Raw genomic sequence first — 17,006 nt, 5'->3', positions numbered from 1 at the left:
GTGGCGCGATCGTTCGGGATCGCTCTCACACCTTGCATCTTTCTCTCTCTCTCTCTCTATGCAGCCGCGTACGCCGGTCGTCTGCACGTTTGCGCCCGGCCCATCAGCCTGCACGCCACTGTCGACAAACGTGCTGGGGCAGACCTTTCGCCAAGTCTCTTGTCCCATGGTTAATCAACCGACAAGAATAAAGCGTTAATGCCACACGCGCTTGCGGGCGGCGCGGCACATTTCTTTTTAAGGATTGGCGCGTAGAGAGAGGTGAGCGTCAGCAGAGCCTTTCCCGTGATCACATCCGCCAGAACGCTTTACGACAGGCACCATCGCGTCGTGCACGCCTATCTCTCGATGGTCGGCGGCTCGGTCGTCCGCCTTGTGCTGTCGCTCGTCTATTTCGTCTGCGTCGCCAATGTCCTGCCCATCAGCGAATTCGGTCTGTTCGCCTCGGCTTCCGCCACCGGCGTCATGGTCTCGCGCGCGCTCGCTTTCGGCTTCATGTCGCCTCTTTATCGCGTCGCCACCGTCAAGCACCGGCTGATCGGCACCTATACCGCCGGCTTCCTTGCCGGGGGACTTCTGTCCTTGCCGCTGGTCATGGCGCTCTGCACGCTGATCTATCTCCTGCTGTTTGCGCAGGACATGGCGTCCTCCGTCTTCCTCCGCTTCATGCTGGCGGAAATTATCTGCTGGCGCGGGCTGGAGGTCGTGTCCAACGTGCTCAACGGCACCGGGCAATTCGCCCGCAGTGCGCTGATGGTCGTCATCGGCCAGGCCCTGCGTACCTTGAGCGCCGTTCTCTTCTATGCGCTAGCCTTCAACACGCTCGCCGCCTGGTCCAGCTTCTATCTCGCCTCGAATGTTTTGAGCCTGGCGATCGCGATCACGATCTTCTACCCCAAAGTTCGCCTGCGCTGGCGCCCGGCGCTCTATGTCAGGCGCTGGGTGGACAGCGTCTCGGTGGCCGGCGCGGAAATCCTGTTCTACGTCCAGTCGGAATTCGACAAGCTGGTGGTGCTGGCGGCCGGTGGGCCGGAGGTCACCGGCATCTACGCCATCGTCATGCGGCTTGCGGATTTGACGGCGCTACCTGTGCGCTCGTTCAACACGCTGCTGGTGCAGCAGATCATGCGCTCGCCCGCGATCTTGAAGCGTGGGCGCACCAAGCCGATGATCGAGGCGATGATCGCCGGCGTCTCCTTCCTGGCTATTGCCAGCATGGCCCTTTATCTCATGCTCTTTCCGCGCGGCCTGGGCGGCAATGTCGCGCAGATCGCGCCTTATGTGGCCATGGTGCTTCTGGTGCCCGCTTTCCGCAATCTGGTCGAATACCACTCCGAGTTGCTCTATGCGACGGGGCAGACGGTGCGGCGGGTGGTCAATCTGGCCGGTCTCGGCGCGCTGAAGATCGGGCTGCTCTCGGCGCTGCTTGCCTATACCACGGCGCCCGGCGGCTGGGTGCCGCTGCTCAACCTCGTGTTCTTCGCCGTCTATGCCACCTCGATGATCCTGACCTATCCGGCGGTGAAGCGCTGGGCGGCTGCGCGCTGAGACGCGGATGTGAAGCATGCGACGCTTGCTTCAGGGCTCATGACGCGACGCGGATTTCCTCCACCACGCGGCGAATGTCGTTCATATCGTAGCCGATGAAGGACTGAACGCCGATGCCGATCTGGTTCGGCCCCATTTCGCCCACCAGCCGACGCAGCCCATCGATGCCCTTTTCGAAACTGTCCTTGAACCAGGCGACCTGGCAAAAGGGCTCCGCGGTCGGCCAGTGGCCGGCATCGCCCAGAACCTCGCCGACGAAGCGGCCATAGATGATATATTCGGCGAAAGCGCGGTCCTGCGTCACCGCGCGCTGCCAGCTAACGCCATGCCGCTTCTCGATATAGGCGATCATCGCCCTGACCGTGTCCGTGCGCCAGGACACCATGGAATCGATGAAGCCTGCGGCGGGGAGCCGGTAAGGGCCGATGCCGAGCAAGCGATCGGAATGCGCAAGCCAGGCGACATGGTCGGAGCGGATATCGGCATGAATCTCGTCCGGCAACCGGTAGAGCCGGTAGTCGTCACCATGCCAGAGCGTCGCGGGATCGAAATCGCGCATGAGGATGACGTCGCTATCGATGGCGATGACGCCCGGTTCTCGCGCGATCGCCGCAAAGGCAATTTTCATGATCTGCTGCACATGCCAGCCGCGCAGGGGCTTGCCGAAGGGGCGCAGCCACAGCTTGCGGCGCGGCCGGGTGGGATCTGGCACGGCCCGCAGCCACCAGGGCAGCAGCTCGCGCTGGTCGACGACGCTTCGGCGCGGTCCTTCCAGGCTGCGGAAACGCTGAACATCCGGTGTATCGACCAAGAGGTAATGATGCCAATCGCCCTGCACATGGCGATCCAGGCTTTCGCAAAGCAGCGCGCAACGCTCGAAATCCGGTGCATAGGATGCCGTCATCAGGGCCGTCGGCCTGGCGGCAGCGGATGTCGGGGATGAGGGGCTCATGGCTGGTCCAGTCCTGCGGGCGCGCGCGGGCTGCGACGCTCGATGATCACGCGTCCGCCCTCCACAGGCTTCGGCCCAGCCCAGAGGCTGCCGAGAATATGGAGAAAGAACAGCGGGATGCCCAGGAGATAGCGGCGCCAGAGGCGCTTCGGCTCCAGCGCCAGACGATAGACCCATTCGAGCCGCATCCGCCGCACCGCCTGGGGGGCGCGCGGCACATCGCCGGCGACGAAATCGAAGAGGGCGCCAACCGTCAGGACCAGCCGCGCATGGCCCGGACCGACATAACGATCCACCCATTTTTCCTGGCGCGGCGTGCCCATGGCGACGAGCAGAATATCGGGCGCGAGTTCGCTCACACGGTCCATCGCCTCGCGCGAAGCCTGGTGATCGATAAAGCCGTCCGCCACGGCAATGAAGTCATGCCAGGGCGTGTGGCGCTTGAACGCCTCCGTCGCACGCGCCAGAATATCCGGCCGCGCGCCGATCAGCACGACCCGGCGCGGCCGCGTCATATAGGTGAGCAGCGATGGGACGAAATCGGTGCCGTTGAGATTGGCAGGAAAGGCCGATCCATGGAAGGCGCGCGACGCGATGTCCATGCCATGGCCATCCGGCAGCACGGTATGACGCATCAAGATGTTGCGATAGTCTTCATCGCTCTGCAGGACATTCGCATTGTTGGCGTTCATGAAGGAGATCACCGTCTGCCCCATCGGCAGCGAGGCGGCCTCGTCGGCAAAGGCAAGCGCCTCCTTCCAGCCGAAATCGCAGATCGGAATGTTGAAAATCGCCCGCCGAGGCGGATGAACCGACGTTCTCGGAAACAGCTTCATGCTCTCTCTCCTCCCCTCCCGATCACGATAAACGCCGCGCCACAAGCGCGGCATGTGCAGGCTCTCCATGCCTGTCAGCCGCCTGGCGCAAGCTCGGCTTTGCCTTCGGCAGGGCCGCCAAGCCTGTATCCAGCGCAGCCAGCAGAGCCCTGCGTTGCGTCTCGTAAAATTCGTCTCCCGACAGCACGCCTAAGCGCCCGGCGCGTACATCCGCCACGGCGCGAACGAGCGCATGGGCAAAGTCATCCGGCGTCTCCGCCATGGAGCAATTTTCCGGCAGGCTGGCCATGCCGCGCAACGAGGCGGGGGTCGCCACGCAGGGCATGCCCAGTTCGAAGGTCTCGATCGTCTTGAGCTGCACGCCCGTTCCGCCGCGCGCAACCAACGGCACCACGCGGGCCCGGCGCACGAAGGCGGTGGCATCCGGCACGCGTCCAAGGAAGCGAAGTCCGGGATGACGGCTTGCCGGCGGGTGGTCGATGCCGCCGGCAATGGCAATGCTCATGGTCTCAGGAAGCAGCGGCACCACCTGCTCCAAAAACCAATCCAGGCCGAGGCGATTGGGCCGCCAGCTCCATGTGCCGATCAGGCCGAGGTCATAGGCGGGCGGCTCGGGCATGGCCGGAGGCAGCGTCCAGTGGCGCACGAGCGGCATGACGCCGCTGCGACGGGCAGCCTCCTCACCAAAGGCTGAAAGATCCTGCGGCACGAACGCCAGGATATACGCGGCCCTTCGCGCCAATCCCTGTTCCAGCCGATCGAGATGCTTCGCCTCGCGCTGAAACAGCAGGCGCTCGACGATCCCTTGGGCGTAACGGGCATTTTCGCGCGCCGAGGCCGCCTCGACATTATGTGCCACATAGATGCTTGGATAGGCTGCGACCACCGTCTCGAAGGCGCCGGCCAGCTGGATCGAATTGAGAACGAGGCCGTCGAACGGCATCAACCGCCGCAAGGCCTCGGCAAAGGCGGCCGGCGTGACCTCCTGCAGCTTGGCGCAGGAGACGCTTGTGCGACCGGCCACCGCGCGCGCCAGCCAAGTGATCTTCCGGCTACGCGAAACCTTGGCATTGGTCACTTCAAGTCGGCCGAGAAGCGTAACGTCAAGATCCGGCGCCGGCTCCTGCCCCGGCTCGAGATAGCCGATCACCGCCACCTCATGGCCTAGCGCCTTCAAGCCATCCACCAGCGCGCGATTGGCCACATCGAAGCCCGTCGCAGGATTGCGAACCGGAACCAGAGAGGAGAGCACGACGAGACGCATGAAAACGACACGCAAGGTACGAGGGTTGTTGTCGAGGAGCTTAGCGCAGCCGGCTCAAGGCCAATTTAAACCGTTCGATCAAAAGGCAACATAGGCGTTTACAATTCGGTAAGAAAGTTTTTTTAGGCTTTGTCGTTAAAGTCCACATCCCCTCCAATCCATGGCTCGCTCGGCCGGCCCTTCGGGCATCCGACCGGGGCTCAGGCTGCGCCGATGTTCGAGCCAACGTCCGATGTGACTGTGTTTTTCACCCGGGAGCCCGTGCCGCGTGAGACCGTCCAGCTGGCGGTGACGCTGCCGACGTTTCGCCGGCCGGAGCACCTGATCCGCACGCTGGAGAGCCTCTTGGCCCAGCACACGGACAAGACCCTTGCCATCGTCGTGATCGAGAATGACGCAGACAGCCTGGCGGGGGCTATGGCGGCCAAGCACTTTCTTGAGGATCGGTCCGTGACCGCGCTGGTCGTGGTGGCGCATCAGCGCGGCAATTGCCATGCCTATAATGCCGGCTGGACAGCGGCGCTCGCGCATTATCCGGCGCTGGAAGCCATTGCCGTGATCGACGATGACGAGCTGGCTGCGCCGGGCTGGCTGACAGGGCTGGTGAAAGTGAGTGCCGATACCGGAGCAGATCTCGTCGGCGGGCCACAGGTGCCGAAGTTCGAAAGCGGTGCTGGAGCGGCGCTCATCCATCATCCGGTCTTTTCCCCGGCCTACCGCGTGACCGGGGCGGTGCCGATCCTCTATTCTTCCGGCAATGTCCTCATCCGGCGAAGCGTGCTGGACGCAATGCCGCGGCCCTTCCTCGATCCGCTGTTCAATTTCATCGGCGGCGGCGACAGCGATTTCTATCGCCGTTGCAAGACGCAAGGCTTCTGCTTTGCCTGGGCGGCTGAGGCCGAAGTGATCGAGACCGTGCCGCTCAGGCGAACGGAGCGCGACTGGATCCGAACCCGCAGCCTGCGCAACGGCGCGATCTCGGCCATGCTCGAACATCGTGCCCGGCCGGATGCCATAGGGCGGACGAAGACAGTGCTGAAATCGCTGGCGCTGCTTCTGGCCTCTCCCTGGCGCGGCCTAAGCCTCTGGCGCCGCACCGGCTTGGCAAGCGCAGCACCCTATCACCTCCAGGTCGCGCTCGGCCGGCTGATGGCCGAGGCCGGCATCGTCGGCGAGCAATATCGCAACCCGGAAAAGAACTAGACAACCAGCCCTTGAGGCCAAGGGAAAAGCCGCACCATGCATTGGAAAAGCCCGCGCGAGGGCGGGCTGGACCATGGCAGGTCATCGGCTGACATCAATGGCCGCCGGAGCTTTCCTTGGCGGGCAGGACGTCGTGTGCGACGTCACCGTTCTTGTCGACGATGGCGACGGGCTTTGGCTCGTGCGCCTCGTCCGGCGGCTGTGACAAGCGCGCGAGGTCCGACTTGTTCAGATAGTCCAGCTGCTCGACATAGACGTCGAAGATCACCTTGTCGCCATAGCGTTCGTTCAGGCCATCGCGCACGATCTGCTTGAACTGGGCCATGTCGAAATTCGAGGTGTCCGCGATATTGATCAGCTTCTGGCCGAGCAGAATGTCATAAAGCGCGCTGGTGGTGCCCTCCTTCAGCGGCATCTGCAGGGTCTTGGTCTTCGTCTTGTCGGCGGCAAAGGACAGCCGTGTCAGGAAATAGCCCTGAACGCTGCCCTTGGCGATCACGGGAATGGTGATCATTTCGCCGGGCACATATTCCTGCACGGCAGCGCGGGTCGCCTCCTCTTCCGAGACTTTCGGCGCGGAGGCGTGCTGAACGGAGAAATAGACGGCGCCAAGCGTGATGGCGCAGGCCCAGATGCCGGTGAGAAGAAGCTTGATCATCACGCCTCGCCGTAGCGGAACTGCTCTTCGGTGTAGATGCCGTCAGCCTCGGCTTCCTGCGCCGCCGTCTTGAGGAGCTCCACGACCGAGCGGCAGGCTTCCATATGCGCGCCGACCTTGCGGGAGTTCAGCTCCAGCTTGGCGCGGATATGCTTGCTCTGCGAAACGAAAATGTCGCTCTGCGGCTCCGGAATCTGGTCGCGCTGGAGAATGGTCAGCTCATAGAGGCAACGGCTCTTGCGCACATTCGAGCTGCGCAGGTCGAAGCTGGGATCGACGCCGATACGGCTGTTCTCGTTGTCGAGAATCATCTCCAGGCGGCCGAGCACATTGCGGATGCGCATATCGCTTGAGGCAGCAGTTTCCATGGTCGTCTTCCTTTCCCTGTGGGCGCCGATGCCGCTTTGGCGCTCAGCGCGTCATTCCAATGCCGTCTGTCGGCCGTCCGCTTGTCTGTCCGTCGCCGACGAGCTGTGCGGCGATGCCGGATCAGCCACGCGCCGCTGTCTGCGCCTTGTCGATCAGGCTCGATTTGGTCGTCGCCATCTCGTCGTCCTTCATGCCCAGCAGTTGGGCGAGCGTCTGGCGCTGCACCTGCTGCACCATGCCGCTGGCACGCGTGGTGGTGTCGGTGTCGATCGAGGCCTGGTGGGCATCCTCGGACGTTGCCGGTTCGCGGTTGATCATCAGGCTGCGGGCAATGCCGACGCCATTGCCCTTGGCGATGACGTTGGCGATCTGCTCGGCCATCATGCTCTTCCAGACATCGCCGGCCGTGCCCTTACCGAACACCTCGGAGCTTTCCTTGGGCAGCATGTCCTGCACGAAGTTCTGCAGCACCATGCCTTCGAACTTGCGATAATGCGCTGGCACCTTCTCCGCCTTGACGTGGTTGGAGATGTTGCCGAGGCTGGCGGCATTGCTCTTGTCAAGCATGCCAAGCTTGCTGGAAAAGCCGTTGCCGGCTTCGGCCAGGCTGGTGGCGCGGAAGGCCGCACGGTTGGCGCGCAGACGCGTCTGCGCCTCCTGCACCTGGGCCGGATCGGCAGCGCGCACGACATCCAGAACGAGATCGCTCGGGGGCGAGATGGCCATGGCATGTTCCCTTGAAGGATGAGTCCGTCAGGCGCCCTGAAAGGGCCTGGACCCCTTGAAGTGCCTGCGGAAAAGCTGATGCATCACGGCGCCGCAGGCCTGCGTGACAGTGCATGGCCTGGAGTGCCTGAAACGGAGCTTTTCGGCGCAACGCACCGCGTCTCCGTCGTCTGTGAGCAAACTATGCGCGGCCAACCTTACCGGAAGCTGGCGGACGTAGATGCTAGCAAAAAGAGCAATATCGATGAGTATCGCAACCTCTGCGATCGAGAAAAGCATGGCAGGCCGCACCGACGGTTCCGGCGCAGCGCAGCGACAAGGTGAAGGCGATGAAGGGTTTTGGCTTGCGCAGCAAGACAGCCATGGCGAGAGCATTGGACCGGCCCTGATTTTCGGCACGAGGCTCTAAAAGCTGTCCGGCAGCAGCAGGCGCTGATCGATGATGTCGAAGACCGCCTCGTCATCGGCGGCGCGCTCTTCGTCGGCGCGGGCGTCCTTGACATGCTCGGCCAGCCGGTCGCCCTTGGCCCGCTCCTTCAGGACACGGCTTTCATGCACCTGCTGCAGGCCGAGAAGCATGCCGTCTTTCTGGGCCAAACGCCCCAGCTGTGAGGCATAATGGCCCGAGAACATGGCGTGTAGCGGCTTGGCCGAGCCCATGGCATCGGCCACCCGATCGATCGTATCGGCAAGTTCACGGCGTTGACGCGCCGTTTCCGCGAGATCGAACTCCGCCATGCGCTCCAGATGCCGCTGAAGCATGACGAGGCGCTGTAATTTGTCGGACCGGTTCGTCGGCGCCATGGCTCACCCAGCCTGCATGACCATGGCGAAGCCTTGCGCAAACAGCTTCAACATGGCGACCGCCGAGAGATAGAAGAGGAAGATACCCCCGATGATGATGTAGGGGGTGGAGATGAAGTAGAGCGGGATCTGCGGCGCCAGCTTGTTGACCATGCCGAGCGCGATGTTGAACAAAAGCCCATAGATCACGAAGGGGCTGGCCAGCCGCAGCATGATCATGAAGGTCGTTTCCAGCGAATTGGTCAGCGTGATCAGCACGCCCTGCGGATCGAAGCCATGGCCGATCGGCATGACGCGGTAGGAATCGAAGATCGCGTCGAAGATGATGTGGTGGAAGTCCAGCATGAACAGCACCATCAGCCCGCCGAAGGAGATGAGATTGGTCATCTGGTTTTCCGCGCTGTCTTCCAGCACGTCCTGGGCCGGCGGCGCGTTGAAGCCGATCATCATGGTAATGACGGTGCCGGTGAATTGCAGGCCGAGAACATAGAAGCGCGCGACGAGGCCGATGACCCCACCGACCACCATTTCCACGGCGGCGAGCTGGATATAGGTCGCGCCCTTGCCGGACACCTGCGGATAGATGTCGTTCCACAGCATGGGCAGCATGGCCATGGAAATGGCCAGCGCCGTGAACAGGCGGATCTGCGCGGCGACGCGCGCGCTGGAAAAACCCGGCATGACCATGACGCAGGCGCCGATCCGGCAGAAAGCTGCAAACAGCGCCAGCACCGTGCCTTCCGGGTCGGTGATCACGAGATGGCCCCGATGATCTTGATTTCCAGGCCCTTGGCAAGCTCGACATGGCTGAGGACCGGCAGCGTAGCGAAGAGACGTTCGATGATCATGCGCACATAAGAGCGGGATTCGGGCGAAGACACCAGCACGAAAGGCATGCCGCGATCCAAATGTTCGCGAATGACCTTGGTCGCCTGTTCGGAAAACTCCTCCAGATGCCGAGGATCGATGTCGAACTCGACGATTTCGCCCTTGCCGTCACGTTTGAGCGCCTGGTGGAACACCATGTCCCACTTGTTGCCCAGACGCAGCACGCGCAGCGTGCCGTTGTCGGAGAGATCGCCGCAGAGCTGCTGTGACATGCGCACGCGCACATGTTCGACAATCTGCTCGGTCTTGCGCACATGGGGCGCGAGTTCGGCCACCGCTTCGAGGATGAGATGCAGGTTGCGGATCGAGACGCGCTCGGCCAATAGCAGCTTCAACACGGCCTGCAGGCCGGAATAGGACATATGCGAGGTGCAGATCTCGTCCGCCAGCTTGCGATATTCCGGATCCAGCCGCTCGATCAGGATCTTGACGTCCTTGTAGGAGAGAAGCTGCGGCAGGTTGTTGCGGATGACTTCCGAGAGATGGGTCAGCACCACAGAGACGTTGTCGATCGGATGGAAGCCTTCGCGCTTCAGTTCCTCGGTGAAGGTTTCCAGGATCGAAACGGCGGGCATGCCGAAAGCGGGCTCGCGGATCTCGTCGCCCGGCACGCTCGGACGCCGTCCGCCGCCGGTGACCACGATCACCTCGCCGACACGCACCGTGTTGGACGCGATCGTCGTGCCGTGAATGCGGATATGGTAGGCCTTGTCGGGAATGCCGATATCGTCCGTCACCTTGATTTCGGGCACGATCAGCCCGTACTGGGTGGCGAATTTGCGGCGCATCTTGCCGACGCGGAAGCCCAGTTCCTGATGCGCGCCGAGCAGGCGGGTGGAGACCTGCTTGCCGAGCAGCAGCTCGATCTCGGGCATCTTCAGCACGGCCTTGACCGAGTCCTTCTCCGATTCCCGCACCTGCTGGGCGGCGGCGAACTCTTCCTCCTGCTTCAGCTTGGCGGCTGCGGCCAGCTGTCGGGGAATGATATAGGACAGGAAGCCCATGCCGCCGCCGAGGATGGCGAACGGCAGGAATGGCAGGCCGGGCATGACCGAGAGGAGAACGATCAGGCCCGAGGCGACCATCAGAGCGCGCGGATAGCCGGAAAGCTGACCGACGACCGCCTGGTCGGTGGAGCCGGAGGTGCCGCCACGCGAAACCAGAAGGCCGGCGGCGAGCGACACGATCAGCGCCGGGATCTGCGAGACCAGACCGTCGCCGACCGACAGCTTGACGAAGACGTCGGCCGCTTCGCCGATATTCATGCCATGGCGGAAATAGCCGATGATGATGCCGCCGAAGACGTTGATGGCGGTGATCAGCAGGCCGGCGACGGCGTCGCCGCGCACGAACTTCGAGGCACCGTCCATCGAGCCGTAGAAGGAGCTTTCCTCTTCCAGTTCGCGCCGGCGGCGGCGTGCTTCGTTTTCATCGATCATACCGGCCGAGAGATCGGCGTCGATCGACATCTGCTTGCCGGGGATGGCATCCAGGGTAAAGCGAGCGCCGACTTCGGCGATACGCGTTGCACCCTTGGTGATGACGATGAAGTTCACCGTAATCAGGATGAGGAAGACGATCAGACCGATGACGAAGTCGCCGGACATGACCAGGCTGGCGAAGCCGGCGATCACCGAGCCGGCGGCGTCATGGCCCTCGTGACCATGCGAGAGGATGACGCGGGTCGTGGCGATGTTGAGCGCCAGACGCGTCATGGTCGCAATCAGGAGAATGACCGGGAAGGAGGAGAATTCCAGCGGCCGCTTGATCCAGAGCGCCACCATCAGGATCAAAACCGAGAAGGCGATGGAAAAGGCCAGCCCAAGGTCGATCAGAAAGGGCGGGATCGGCAGAAACAGGATCGACAGGATCATCACGATCCCGAGCGCGAATCCAATCTCGCGGCTGCGGGACGCGATCTGCGGGATCGGCAGGGAAACAGGCGGTTGTGCCATCGACGAGCATCCGTTCTCTTCATGAGAAGGAGGCGGCGTGACACGCCGCCCATTCCCTTGAAGCCGATAATGGATGAAGCTTGCGCGAGGGTCGCTTAATGGCGCCGCGCCGATGTCACGACCGGGTCAGGGATGACCTGTCAGGGCAGAATGACAGAGCTTTAAGGGAAGTGCTGCAGCGACAGCGAGGAGATCAGCGCCGGGCCATGCGCTTCGTGTCGCCGCTTGGTCCAGTCACGACAAAGCGGGGGTCATCGTATAGCTTCACGCACCGGTCGAGAAACCACCGCGTGGGCATCGCGCCACAAAACGGTGATCGTCTTGCGGTTTGAGGCTTGTTCTCGTGCATGGTCCGACGAGGAGGCGACGCCTCCTCTGGCCATGCGTTAGAAGCCGGTCTGGATGCGCGAAAACACCATGTCGGTGAAGATCGAGATCTGCGAGCCGACAAAGGGCGCGGAGATCGCCACGACGACGAGCACCGCGACGATCTTGGGCGCGAAGGTCAGGGTGGCCTCCTGCACCTGGGTCAGGGCCTGGACGAGCGCCACGACCAGACCCACCACCATGGCGGCGGCAACGGCAGGACCGGACGACACAAGAACCGTCCAGACAGCCGCCTGGACCATATCGAGCGCGTCCGCTTCATTCATTGCCGTTGCACCCTACTTGATGACCACGCCCGCGCTGATCGCGAGTTCCTGGCCGGATGCCAGCATGGCGGTGATTCCGGTCGAGGTTATCTTAACCGAGCTGACGACGCCAGATGTGGCCCCGTCCGCGCTGGTGACCGTGCGGCCGATCACCGCGCCGGCCTGATTCAGCGCATTGCCCTGGATCATGGTTTCAAGGTTCTTGTTGGTCTTGATGGTCTGCTCGACCTGCGAGAAGGTGGCAAGCTGGGCCATCTGCTGGGCCGAGTCCATCGGCTGCGTCGGGTCCTGGTTCTTCAGCTGGGTCACGAGCAGCTTCAAGAAGCTGTCATAGTTCAACGAAGCCGCGCCGGCGTCCTTGCTGGCCTGCGATGTCGTCGTCGTGTTCGTGGTGTTGGTATTGGTGACTCCGGTTACGCCGTCTACCGCCATGGTGCAATCTCCCTGCGGATCTGTTCCACCGTCGCCGGCGTGATCTCGTGGCTGTTGAGGATCTGGTCCTCGATCGTGTAGAGCCCGCGGATGGCCTTGAGAGCATCGAAGGCGCGGCCCTGAACCACCAGCGCGTCGATGCGCTTGAGCTCGGCCAGCACTTCGTCATGCTTGAAGCAGGACAGGAGCATGACCACCGACTTGCGGAACATGGCGGTCGACTGCTCCGCCCCTTCCGGATTGATCAGGATCATCTGCGCGATGAAGTAAAGCTGCTTCAACGGTGTTGTCGCATCTTCAGGCTGCAGGACGTGATTTTCGAGAAGGAAGGTGACGTCGTTCAGGAACTCGACGGCCACCTTGCGATCGACGCGCAGGACCGCGCCGTTCACGAAAATCCGCTCGCCGGACTTAAGCGAGATACGCAATGTGCTTTTCATTTGAGTCCATCCCTGATGATGGTGGTTATGTCGATGATGCCTTGGAAATTGTCGGAGTCGCGACGGCGAATCTTTTCTGTTTCCCCAAGGATCCAGATGGCGATGGAAATGAGGTTGGCCCGCAATTCCTCATCAAGCTGATTGTCGGGCGTCCGCAGATCTTCGATAAACCGGATCCAGACACGCCGGGTAAAGTAGACCGCCTCGATCGCTTCGCGCGAATAGCCCTTCTGCTCCTTGGCGGCCGTCAGCAGGGCGATCGATCGGTCGAGCACCTGCCGTTCTCGATCTTTGGAGTCGGCAACGCCATCCTCCATGATCTCGGCGTAGGAAAACTGATACATTCAGACATCCTTCATGATTGTCTTCGAGCCCTCTCGCATCAGAGGTAGTTGACGAGGCTCAACTGCTGCAGGCGTCCCGTCAGGGTCAGTGCCGTTTCAAGCTGGGTCTTAAGGGCCGTCATGTTCAGGCTCGCCTGGTAGGTATCGACGCCGTCGAGATCGGTCTTGTGCGTTTTCAGCAGCTTGGTCTGCGTGTCGATCGCGGTATTAGCGTCCTTCACACGCTGCTGCGACAGGCCGAGCGCGCTCTTCTGCGAGATGATGTCGCCTTCGGCCTCGGTGTAGTAGCTGATGGTCTGCTTTGTCAGCGCGTTACGCGTATCGGACTTCAGATTTCCCCCAAGCAGTTCCGTCCCGATGACGCTCGCCAGCATGAACTTTCGCATGCCGACCGCATTGGCATTGGTCGAGGTCGTCACCACCTCATTGGCCGAAATGCGGTTGGTCATGTTCTGGTCCGATGCCTTGGACCAGTTGGTGTTGAAGTCCGTGCCCAGAAACATCGGCTCCAGCTTGTTGGTGACGAAATCTGTCATCTGGGCCGCAGAGAAATCCGAGATCGAGGTCAGCGGTGGGGTCTGAGCGCCCATGAAGCTGGTCAGCGCGGCCTGGTAAGCAGCCTTGGCCGCCGCGCCTTCGCTGGTCGTGTAATCGATCATCGGCTTGACATCGGTATTGATGCCCGAAAACAGATATTCGCCACCGCTGTTCTGGTTGGCTGCAGCGGTAAAGTCCTGCATCGCGTTCTTGAGCGACAGCGTGATATTGGCAATCAGCGTCGTATCCGTGCTGCCGGACAGACCGTTGAGCGCATTGCGGGCCGTCTGCGCGGACTTTTGCATCGAATCGAGCGCGGTCTGCGACGCTGAGAGCCGGAGATCGACGACGGAATTGGTGCTTTTCACCGAATCCATCCGGTCGAGCTCGCGCTGCAGATCGAGCGTGCGGCTCGTCTTGCCGCCGAGCGACACGCCGATATCGTAATGCGTGCCGTTGGTCATCTCATATTGGGTCGACACCATGTCCGTCTGCGACTGCTGAATGGTCAGCCGCATGGCGTTCTGGATGGCGAGCGACGAAACGAAGGTCGTCTTCATGATTACCTCACTGCGTCAAGAAGGGACTTAATCATTTCGTCCACCGTGGTCAGGAGCTTCGCGGAAGCTTTGTAGGATTGTTCCAGGTCAAGCATGAGCGAGAGTTCCTCGTTCATGTTGACCCCCGTCAGATTGCTCAGCGTCTCCTGCGTGCGGGTCAGCAGAGCACTCTTATTGTCGTTGGCCGTCGAAGCCGTCGACCGCAGCGATTCCACCCAGCCGACCGATTCGGTGGCATAGGAGAGAAGCGAGGTCTGCGATGTCAGGTCCGTTGCCGGATCGAAAGTGACTTTAGCGCCCAAGGCTGTAACGAAGCTGTCGACCAGCGTGCTGAAGCCGGAATTATTGCTCGGATTCTGATTTGCAGCACTTCCGCTGAAGCCACCGTCGCGCAGAAGGAATGGGTTGGAAACGGCAGCCGAATTGACCTTGATCGAATTGGCAAAGCCAACCGTGGTACCCGACGTCAGCGGCGTGGCCGTGAAGAGCCCCTGCGCCGTGCCTTCCTTGAAGGTGTTGACGAGACCGCGTGCGATCTCGTCGAGCTGCGATTGCAGCTTCGGCAGAACCTGGTCACGCAGCTGCAGGAGCGCCGGCAGGCTTCCCTGCGCGCTGGTATCAGCGCCGGCGCCCGGCTTCATGGCGATTCCGTCGACGTAGATCGCGTTACCGGTGACATGAGCGTCATAACCCGACGATGCTTGGAACGTGACCTGACGCGGCGAGTTCTCATAAAGAACCGTGCCATCGGAGGTGTAGAGCACCATATCGTTGTTGCCGCGGGTCACAGTCGAGATGCCGACAATCTCCGAGATCTGGCCAAGCAACTTATCCCGCTGATCGAGCGCGTCGTTGGGATCGCTATGAGTCGCGGTCGCGCTTTGGACGTCCCGGTTGGCCTTGTCAAAGTCCGTAAGCAGAGAATTGAGCTTGTTGACGGCTGTAGAGATGTCTGCGTCAGCGTTTGCGCGCATCTTCTGGACAGTGTCTGAGACGGTATTAAGTGAATTTGCCAGGTCCGTGGCTGCAGATACGGTATTCGCCGCAGTTGTGCGGCTGCTCGGCGTCGAGGCCAGCGTCTGCAGGCTGTCGCGAAACTTATTGAGATAGGTCGCCGGCGCGGTGCTGTATTCATTGCCGCCAAGCGCCATACGGATCTCGTCGAGACCGTTCATCAGCGCGTCCTGGCCGCTGGAACTGGCGCTGCTTGCGAGCTTCTGCTTCAAAAGCGCGTCGCTTTGCGCACGCTGGATAGTCACCACCTCGGCCCCATTGGCCGAGGTAGACAGGATCGCCGATCGCCTGTTGTAATCCGCATTGTTGGCGTTCGACATGTTCTTGGACAAGACCGACGTCTGCTGCGCGGTATTGCTGAAGATCTGCTGGGCCGTATTAATGGCGGATGACAGGGACATAGTGATACCTAGATTTCAGAGGTCGGACGCGACTTAGCGCTTCAGGTTGACCAGGATGTCGAGAAGATCCGACCCGGTCTGGAACACCTTGGAATTCGCGGTGTAGCTGCGCTGGGACGAGATCATGTCGGTCAGTTCGCCTGCGAGGTCGACGTTCGATGCTTCGAGCGCGCCGGACATGATCGCGCCGAAGTTGCCGATATTGGCGAAGCCTGTGACGATAACGCCCGAGTCGATGCTCTGGGAGTAGACGTTGCCGACCTGCGGAGTAAGGTTGTCCGGGCTCTGCACGTTTGCCATGCCGATGCGATAGCGGGGCTCGATCTTGTTGTTTTCGTAGGTAACCGAAACAACGCCGTCAGAGCTGATGGTAACGTCCTTGATGCGGCTTGGTGCATTGCCGTCAACGGTGCCGCCATCGGGCGAGAACTTGAAGCCGAGCTGTGTCGTCTTGGAGAGATCGACAACGATGTTCTCGACCTGCGCACCACTTCCAGCGATCGGAGTACCGAGAACACTGCCGACCAGGGTGATCGATCCACCGGTGAGAAGCTTGCCCGTCGCCGAGTCGAAGGTCATCGTGTTCGTCGCAGGGCTCAACATATCGTTGCCCGTAGTGCGATCCTTGACCTCCAGCGTCCAGGTGTTGGTTCCGGTCTTCTTATAATTGAAGTCCATCAGCCGGGCATTGCCCTGTGTGTCGAAGATGCTGAGCGACGTGGTGTAGCCTTGGCCGACGGCATCGCCCGACGGCAGGTTTGCTGCCATGGTGCCCTTCGTCGATGCCTTCGCAGACAGACCAGTAGAAGCAAGATTGATGGGCTCCATGCCGCCAAAGCCGTTCACGGTCTGAACCGGATCGACGCCCTCGACATATTTGTAACCCATCAGCTTGAAGCCGGCAGTGTTGACCAGCTCGCCGACATTGTTCTGAACGAAGCCGCCGGCGCGGGTCAGGAAGTTCGTACCGTTGTTGTCGCTGACGACGAAGAAGCCGTTGCCATTGATCGCAAGGTCGGTCTTCGACGTCGAAGTAACGGTAGAACCCTGTTGCGAGATTCCGTAGCGGGTTTTGCTGTCGACGGCACCCGAATTATAGGAGCTACCACTGGTCGGAAGGATCAGCGACGAGAATTCGGTCGACGCCTTCTTGTAGCCGGTGGTGTTGGCGTTGGCGATGTTTTCGCCAACCGTGCTCAGGCGGTTTACCTGGGCTTCCATGCCAGAGGCGCCGGTCCGCATCATTCCGTAAAGACTCATGTCCGATCCTCGCTTTGTTCGGTAACGCAAGACTAGGAATTTTGCCTTGCGTGAACCTGTCTTGCGGGCCGGACCGGAGAGCTTTGTCATCGGGTGCGGAAGAGCCGGGAAACCGGCGGGCAGTTGAAGCGCGTCATGATCGCCAGGATCTGTTTACGCGCT

The 17,006-nt window shown here is 61.5% G+C and carries 18 protein-coding genes; 2 read left to right on the top strand and 16 right to left on the bottom strand.

Features of this window, described 5'->3' with window-relative positions:
- Positions 1–285: 285 nt before the first annotated feature.
- Positions 286–1,548 (top strand): lipopolysaccharide biosynthesis protein, encoded by a 1,263-nt coding sequence (locus BMX61_RS16320; protein WP_075629577.1) that lies wholly within the window; start codon positions 286–288, stop codon positions 1,546–1,548.
- 37 nt (positions 1,549–1,585) lie between these two features.
- Here the strand turns inward: BMX61_RS16320 and BMX61_RS16315 are convergent, their stop codons facing one another.
- From BMX61_RS16315 to BMX61_RS16305, 3 genes are read right to left on the bottom strand one after another with little or no spacing between them, the layout of a single operon-like run.
- A complete protein-coding gene (locus tag BMX61_RS16315) occupies positions 1,586–2,500 on the bottom strand; it encodes a DUF6492 family protein (protein ID WP_075629357.1) in 915 nt (304 codons plus the stop codon).
- Positions 2,497–3,336, bottom strand: coding sequence for a WecB/TagA/CpsF family glycosyltransferase (locus tag BMX61_RS16310; protein ID WP_075629358.1), 840 nt, complete (start codon positions 3,334–3,336; stop codon positions 2,497–2,499). Before BMX61_RS16310 ends, BMX61_RS16315 begins: the two co-directional genes overlap by 4 nt.
- A 22-nt stretch (positions 3,337–3,358) precedes the next feature.
- The gene (locus BMX61_RS16305; protein WP_139198947.1) at positions 3,359–4,615 is read right to left on the bottom strand and encodes a glycosyltransferase; all 1,257 of its coding nucleotides are present in this window, start codon (positions 4,613–4,615) and stop codon (positions 3,359–3,361) included.
- A 198-nt stretch (positions 4,616–4,813) separates the two neighbouring features.
- Here BMX61_RS16305 and BMX61_RS16300 point away from each other — a divergent pair, with 198 nt between their 5' ends.
- Positions 4,814–5,803: a glycosyltransferase family 2 protein gene (locus BMX61_RS16300; RefSeq protein WP_075629360.1), complete on the top strand. Its 990-nt coding sequence runs from the start codon at positions 4,814–4,816 to the stop codon at positions 5,801–5,803.
- Between the two features lie 94 nt (positions 5,804–5,897).
- On the opposite strand, the gene BMX61_RS16295 is transcribed toward BMX61_RS16300, so the two are convergent.
- From BMX61_RS16295 to BMX61_RS16230, 13 genes are all read right to left on the bottom strand, one after another.
- Positions 5,898–6,461, bottom strand: a complete 564-nt coding sequence (locus tag BMX61_RS16295; RefSeq protein ID WP_075629361.1) for a hypothetical protein — start codon at positions 6,459–6,461, stop codon at positions 5,898–5,900.
- Positions 6,461–6,829: a hypothetical protein gene (locus BMX61_RS16290; protein ID WP_075629362.1), complete on the bottom strand. Its 369-nt coding sequence runs from the start codon at positions 6,827–6,829 to the stop codon at positions 6,461–6,463. The genes BMX61_RS16295 and BMX61_RS16290 overlap by 1 nt, the downstream gene beginning before the upstream one ends.
- Positions 6,830–6,950: 121 nt before the next feature.
- Complete coding sequence (locus tag BMX61_RS16285; RefSeq protein ID WP_075629363.1) at positions 6,951–7,556, bottom strand: rod-binding protein; 606 nt, start codon at positions 7,554–7,556, stop codon at positions 6,951–6,953.
- A 405-nt stretch (positions 7,557–7,961) separates the two neighbouring features.
- The gene (locus BMX61_RS16275; RefSeq protein WP_075629365.1) at positions 7,962–8,360 is read right to left on the bottom strand and encodes a hypothetical protein; all 399 of its coding nucleotides are present in this window, start codon (positions 8,358–8,360) and stop codon (positions 7,962–7,964) included.
- A gap of 3 nt (positions 8,361–8,363) precedes the next feature.
- Positions 8,364–9,116 (bottom strand): flagellar biosynthetic protein FliR, encoded by a 753-nt coding sequence (gene fliR, locus BMX61_RS16270; RefSeq protein WP_075629366.1) that lies wholly within the window; start codon positions 9,114–9,116, stop codon positions 8,364–8,366.
- Entirely contained in the window at positions 9,113–11,203 is a 2,091-nt protein-coding gene (flhA, locus tag BMX61_RS16265; RefSeq protein ID WP_075629367.1) for a flagellar biosynthesis protein FlhA, read from the bottom strand. The genes fliR and flhA overlap by 4 nt, the downstream gene beginning before the upstream one ends.
- Positions 11,204–11,589: 386 nt before the next feature.
- Positions 11,590–11,856: a flagellar biosynthesis protein FliQ gene (gene fliQ, locus BMX61_RS16260; RefSeq protein WP_075629368.1), complete on the bottom strand. Its 267-nt coding sequence runs from the start codon at positions 11,854–11,856 to the stop codon at positions 11,590–11,592.
- 12 nt (positions 11,857–11,868) lie between these two features.
- On the bottom strand, positions 11,869–12,288 hold the full coding sequence (gene flgD / locus BMX61_RS16255) for a flagellar hook assembly protein FlgD (protein ID WP_075629369.1): 420 nt from the start codon (positions 12,286–12,288) through the stop codon (positions 11,869–11,871).
- Positions 12,279–12,728: a flagellar biosynthesis repressor FlbT gene (flbT, locus tag BMX61_RS16250; RefSeq protein WP_075629370.1), complete on the bottom strand. Its 450-nt coding sequence runs from the start codon at positions 12,726–12,728 to the stop codon at positions 12,279–12,281. The genes flgD and flbT overlap by 10 nt, the downstream gene beginning before the upstream one ends.
- Positions 12,725–13,072 carry a flagellar biosynthesis regulator FlaF gene (flaF, locus tag BMX61_RS16245; RefSeq protein ID WP_075629371.1) on the bottom strand — a complete coding sequence of 116 codons (348 nt, stop codon included), beginning with the start codon at positions 13,070–13,072 and terminating at the stop codon, positions 12,725–12,727. The genes flbT and flaF overlap by 4 nt, the downstream gene beginning before the upstream one ends.
- A gap of 38 nt (positions 13,073–13,110) precedes the next feature.
- Positions 13,111–14,169, bottom strand: a complete 1,059-nt coding sequence (locus BMX61_RS16240) for a flagellar hook-associated family protein (protein ID WP_075629372.1) — start codon at positions 14,167–14,169, stop codon at positions 13,111–13,113.
- 2 nt (positions 14,170–14,171) lie between these two features.
- A complete protein-coding gene (gene flgK / locus BMX61_RS16235; RefSeq protein WP_075629373.1) occupies positions 14,172–15,584 on the bottom strand; it encodes a flagellar hook-associated protein FlgK in 1,413 nt (470 codons plus the stop codon).
- A gap of 33 nt (positions 15,585–15,617) precedes the next feature.
- Positions 15,618–16,844 carry a flagellar hook protein FlgE gene (locus BMX61_RS16230; protein WP_075629374.1) on the bottom strand — a complete coding sequence of 409 codons (1,227 nt, stop codon included), beginning with the start codon at positions 16,842–16,844 and terminating at the stop codon, positions 15,618–15,620.
- Positions 16,845–17,006 lie beyond the last annotated feature (162 nt).

Origin of the sequence: Xaviernesmea oryzae, assembly GCF_900109605.1 — a bacterium.
Lineage (GTDB): Bacteria > Pseudomonadota > Alphaproteobacteria > Rhizobiales > Rhizobiaceae > Xaviernesmea > Xaviernesmea oryzae.
This window is presented reverse-complemented; position numbering and strand designations above follow the sequence as displayed.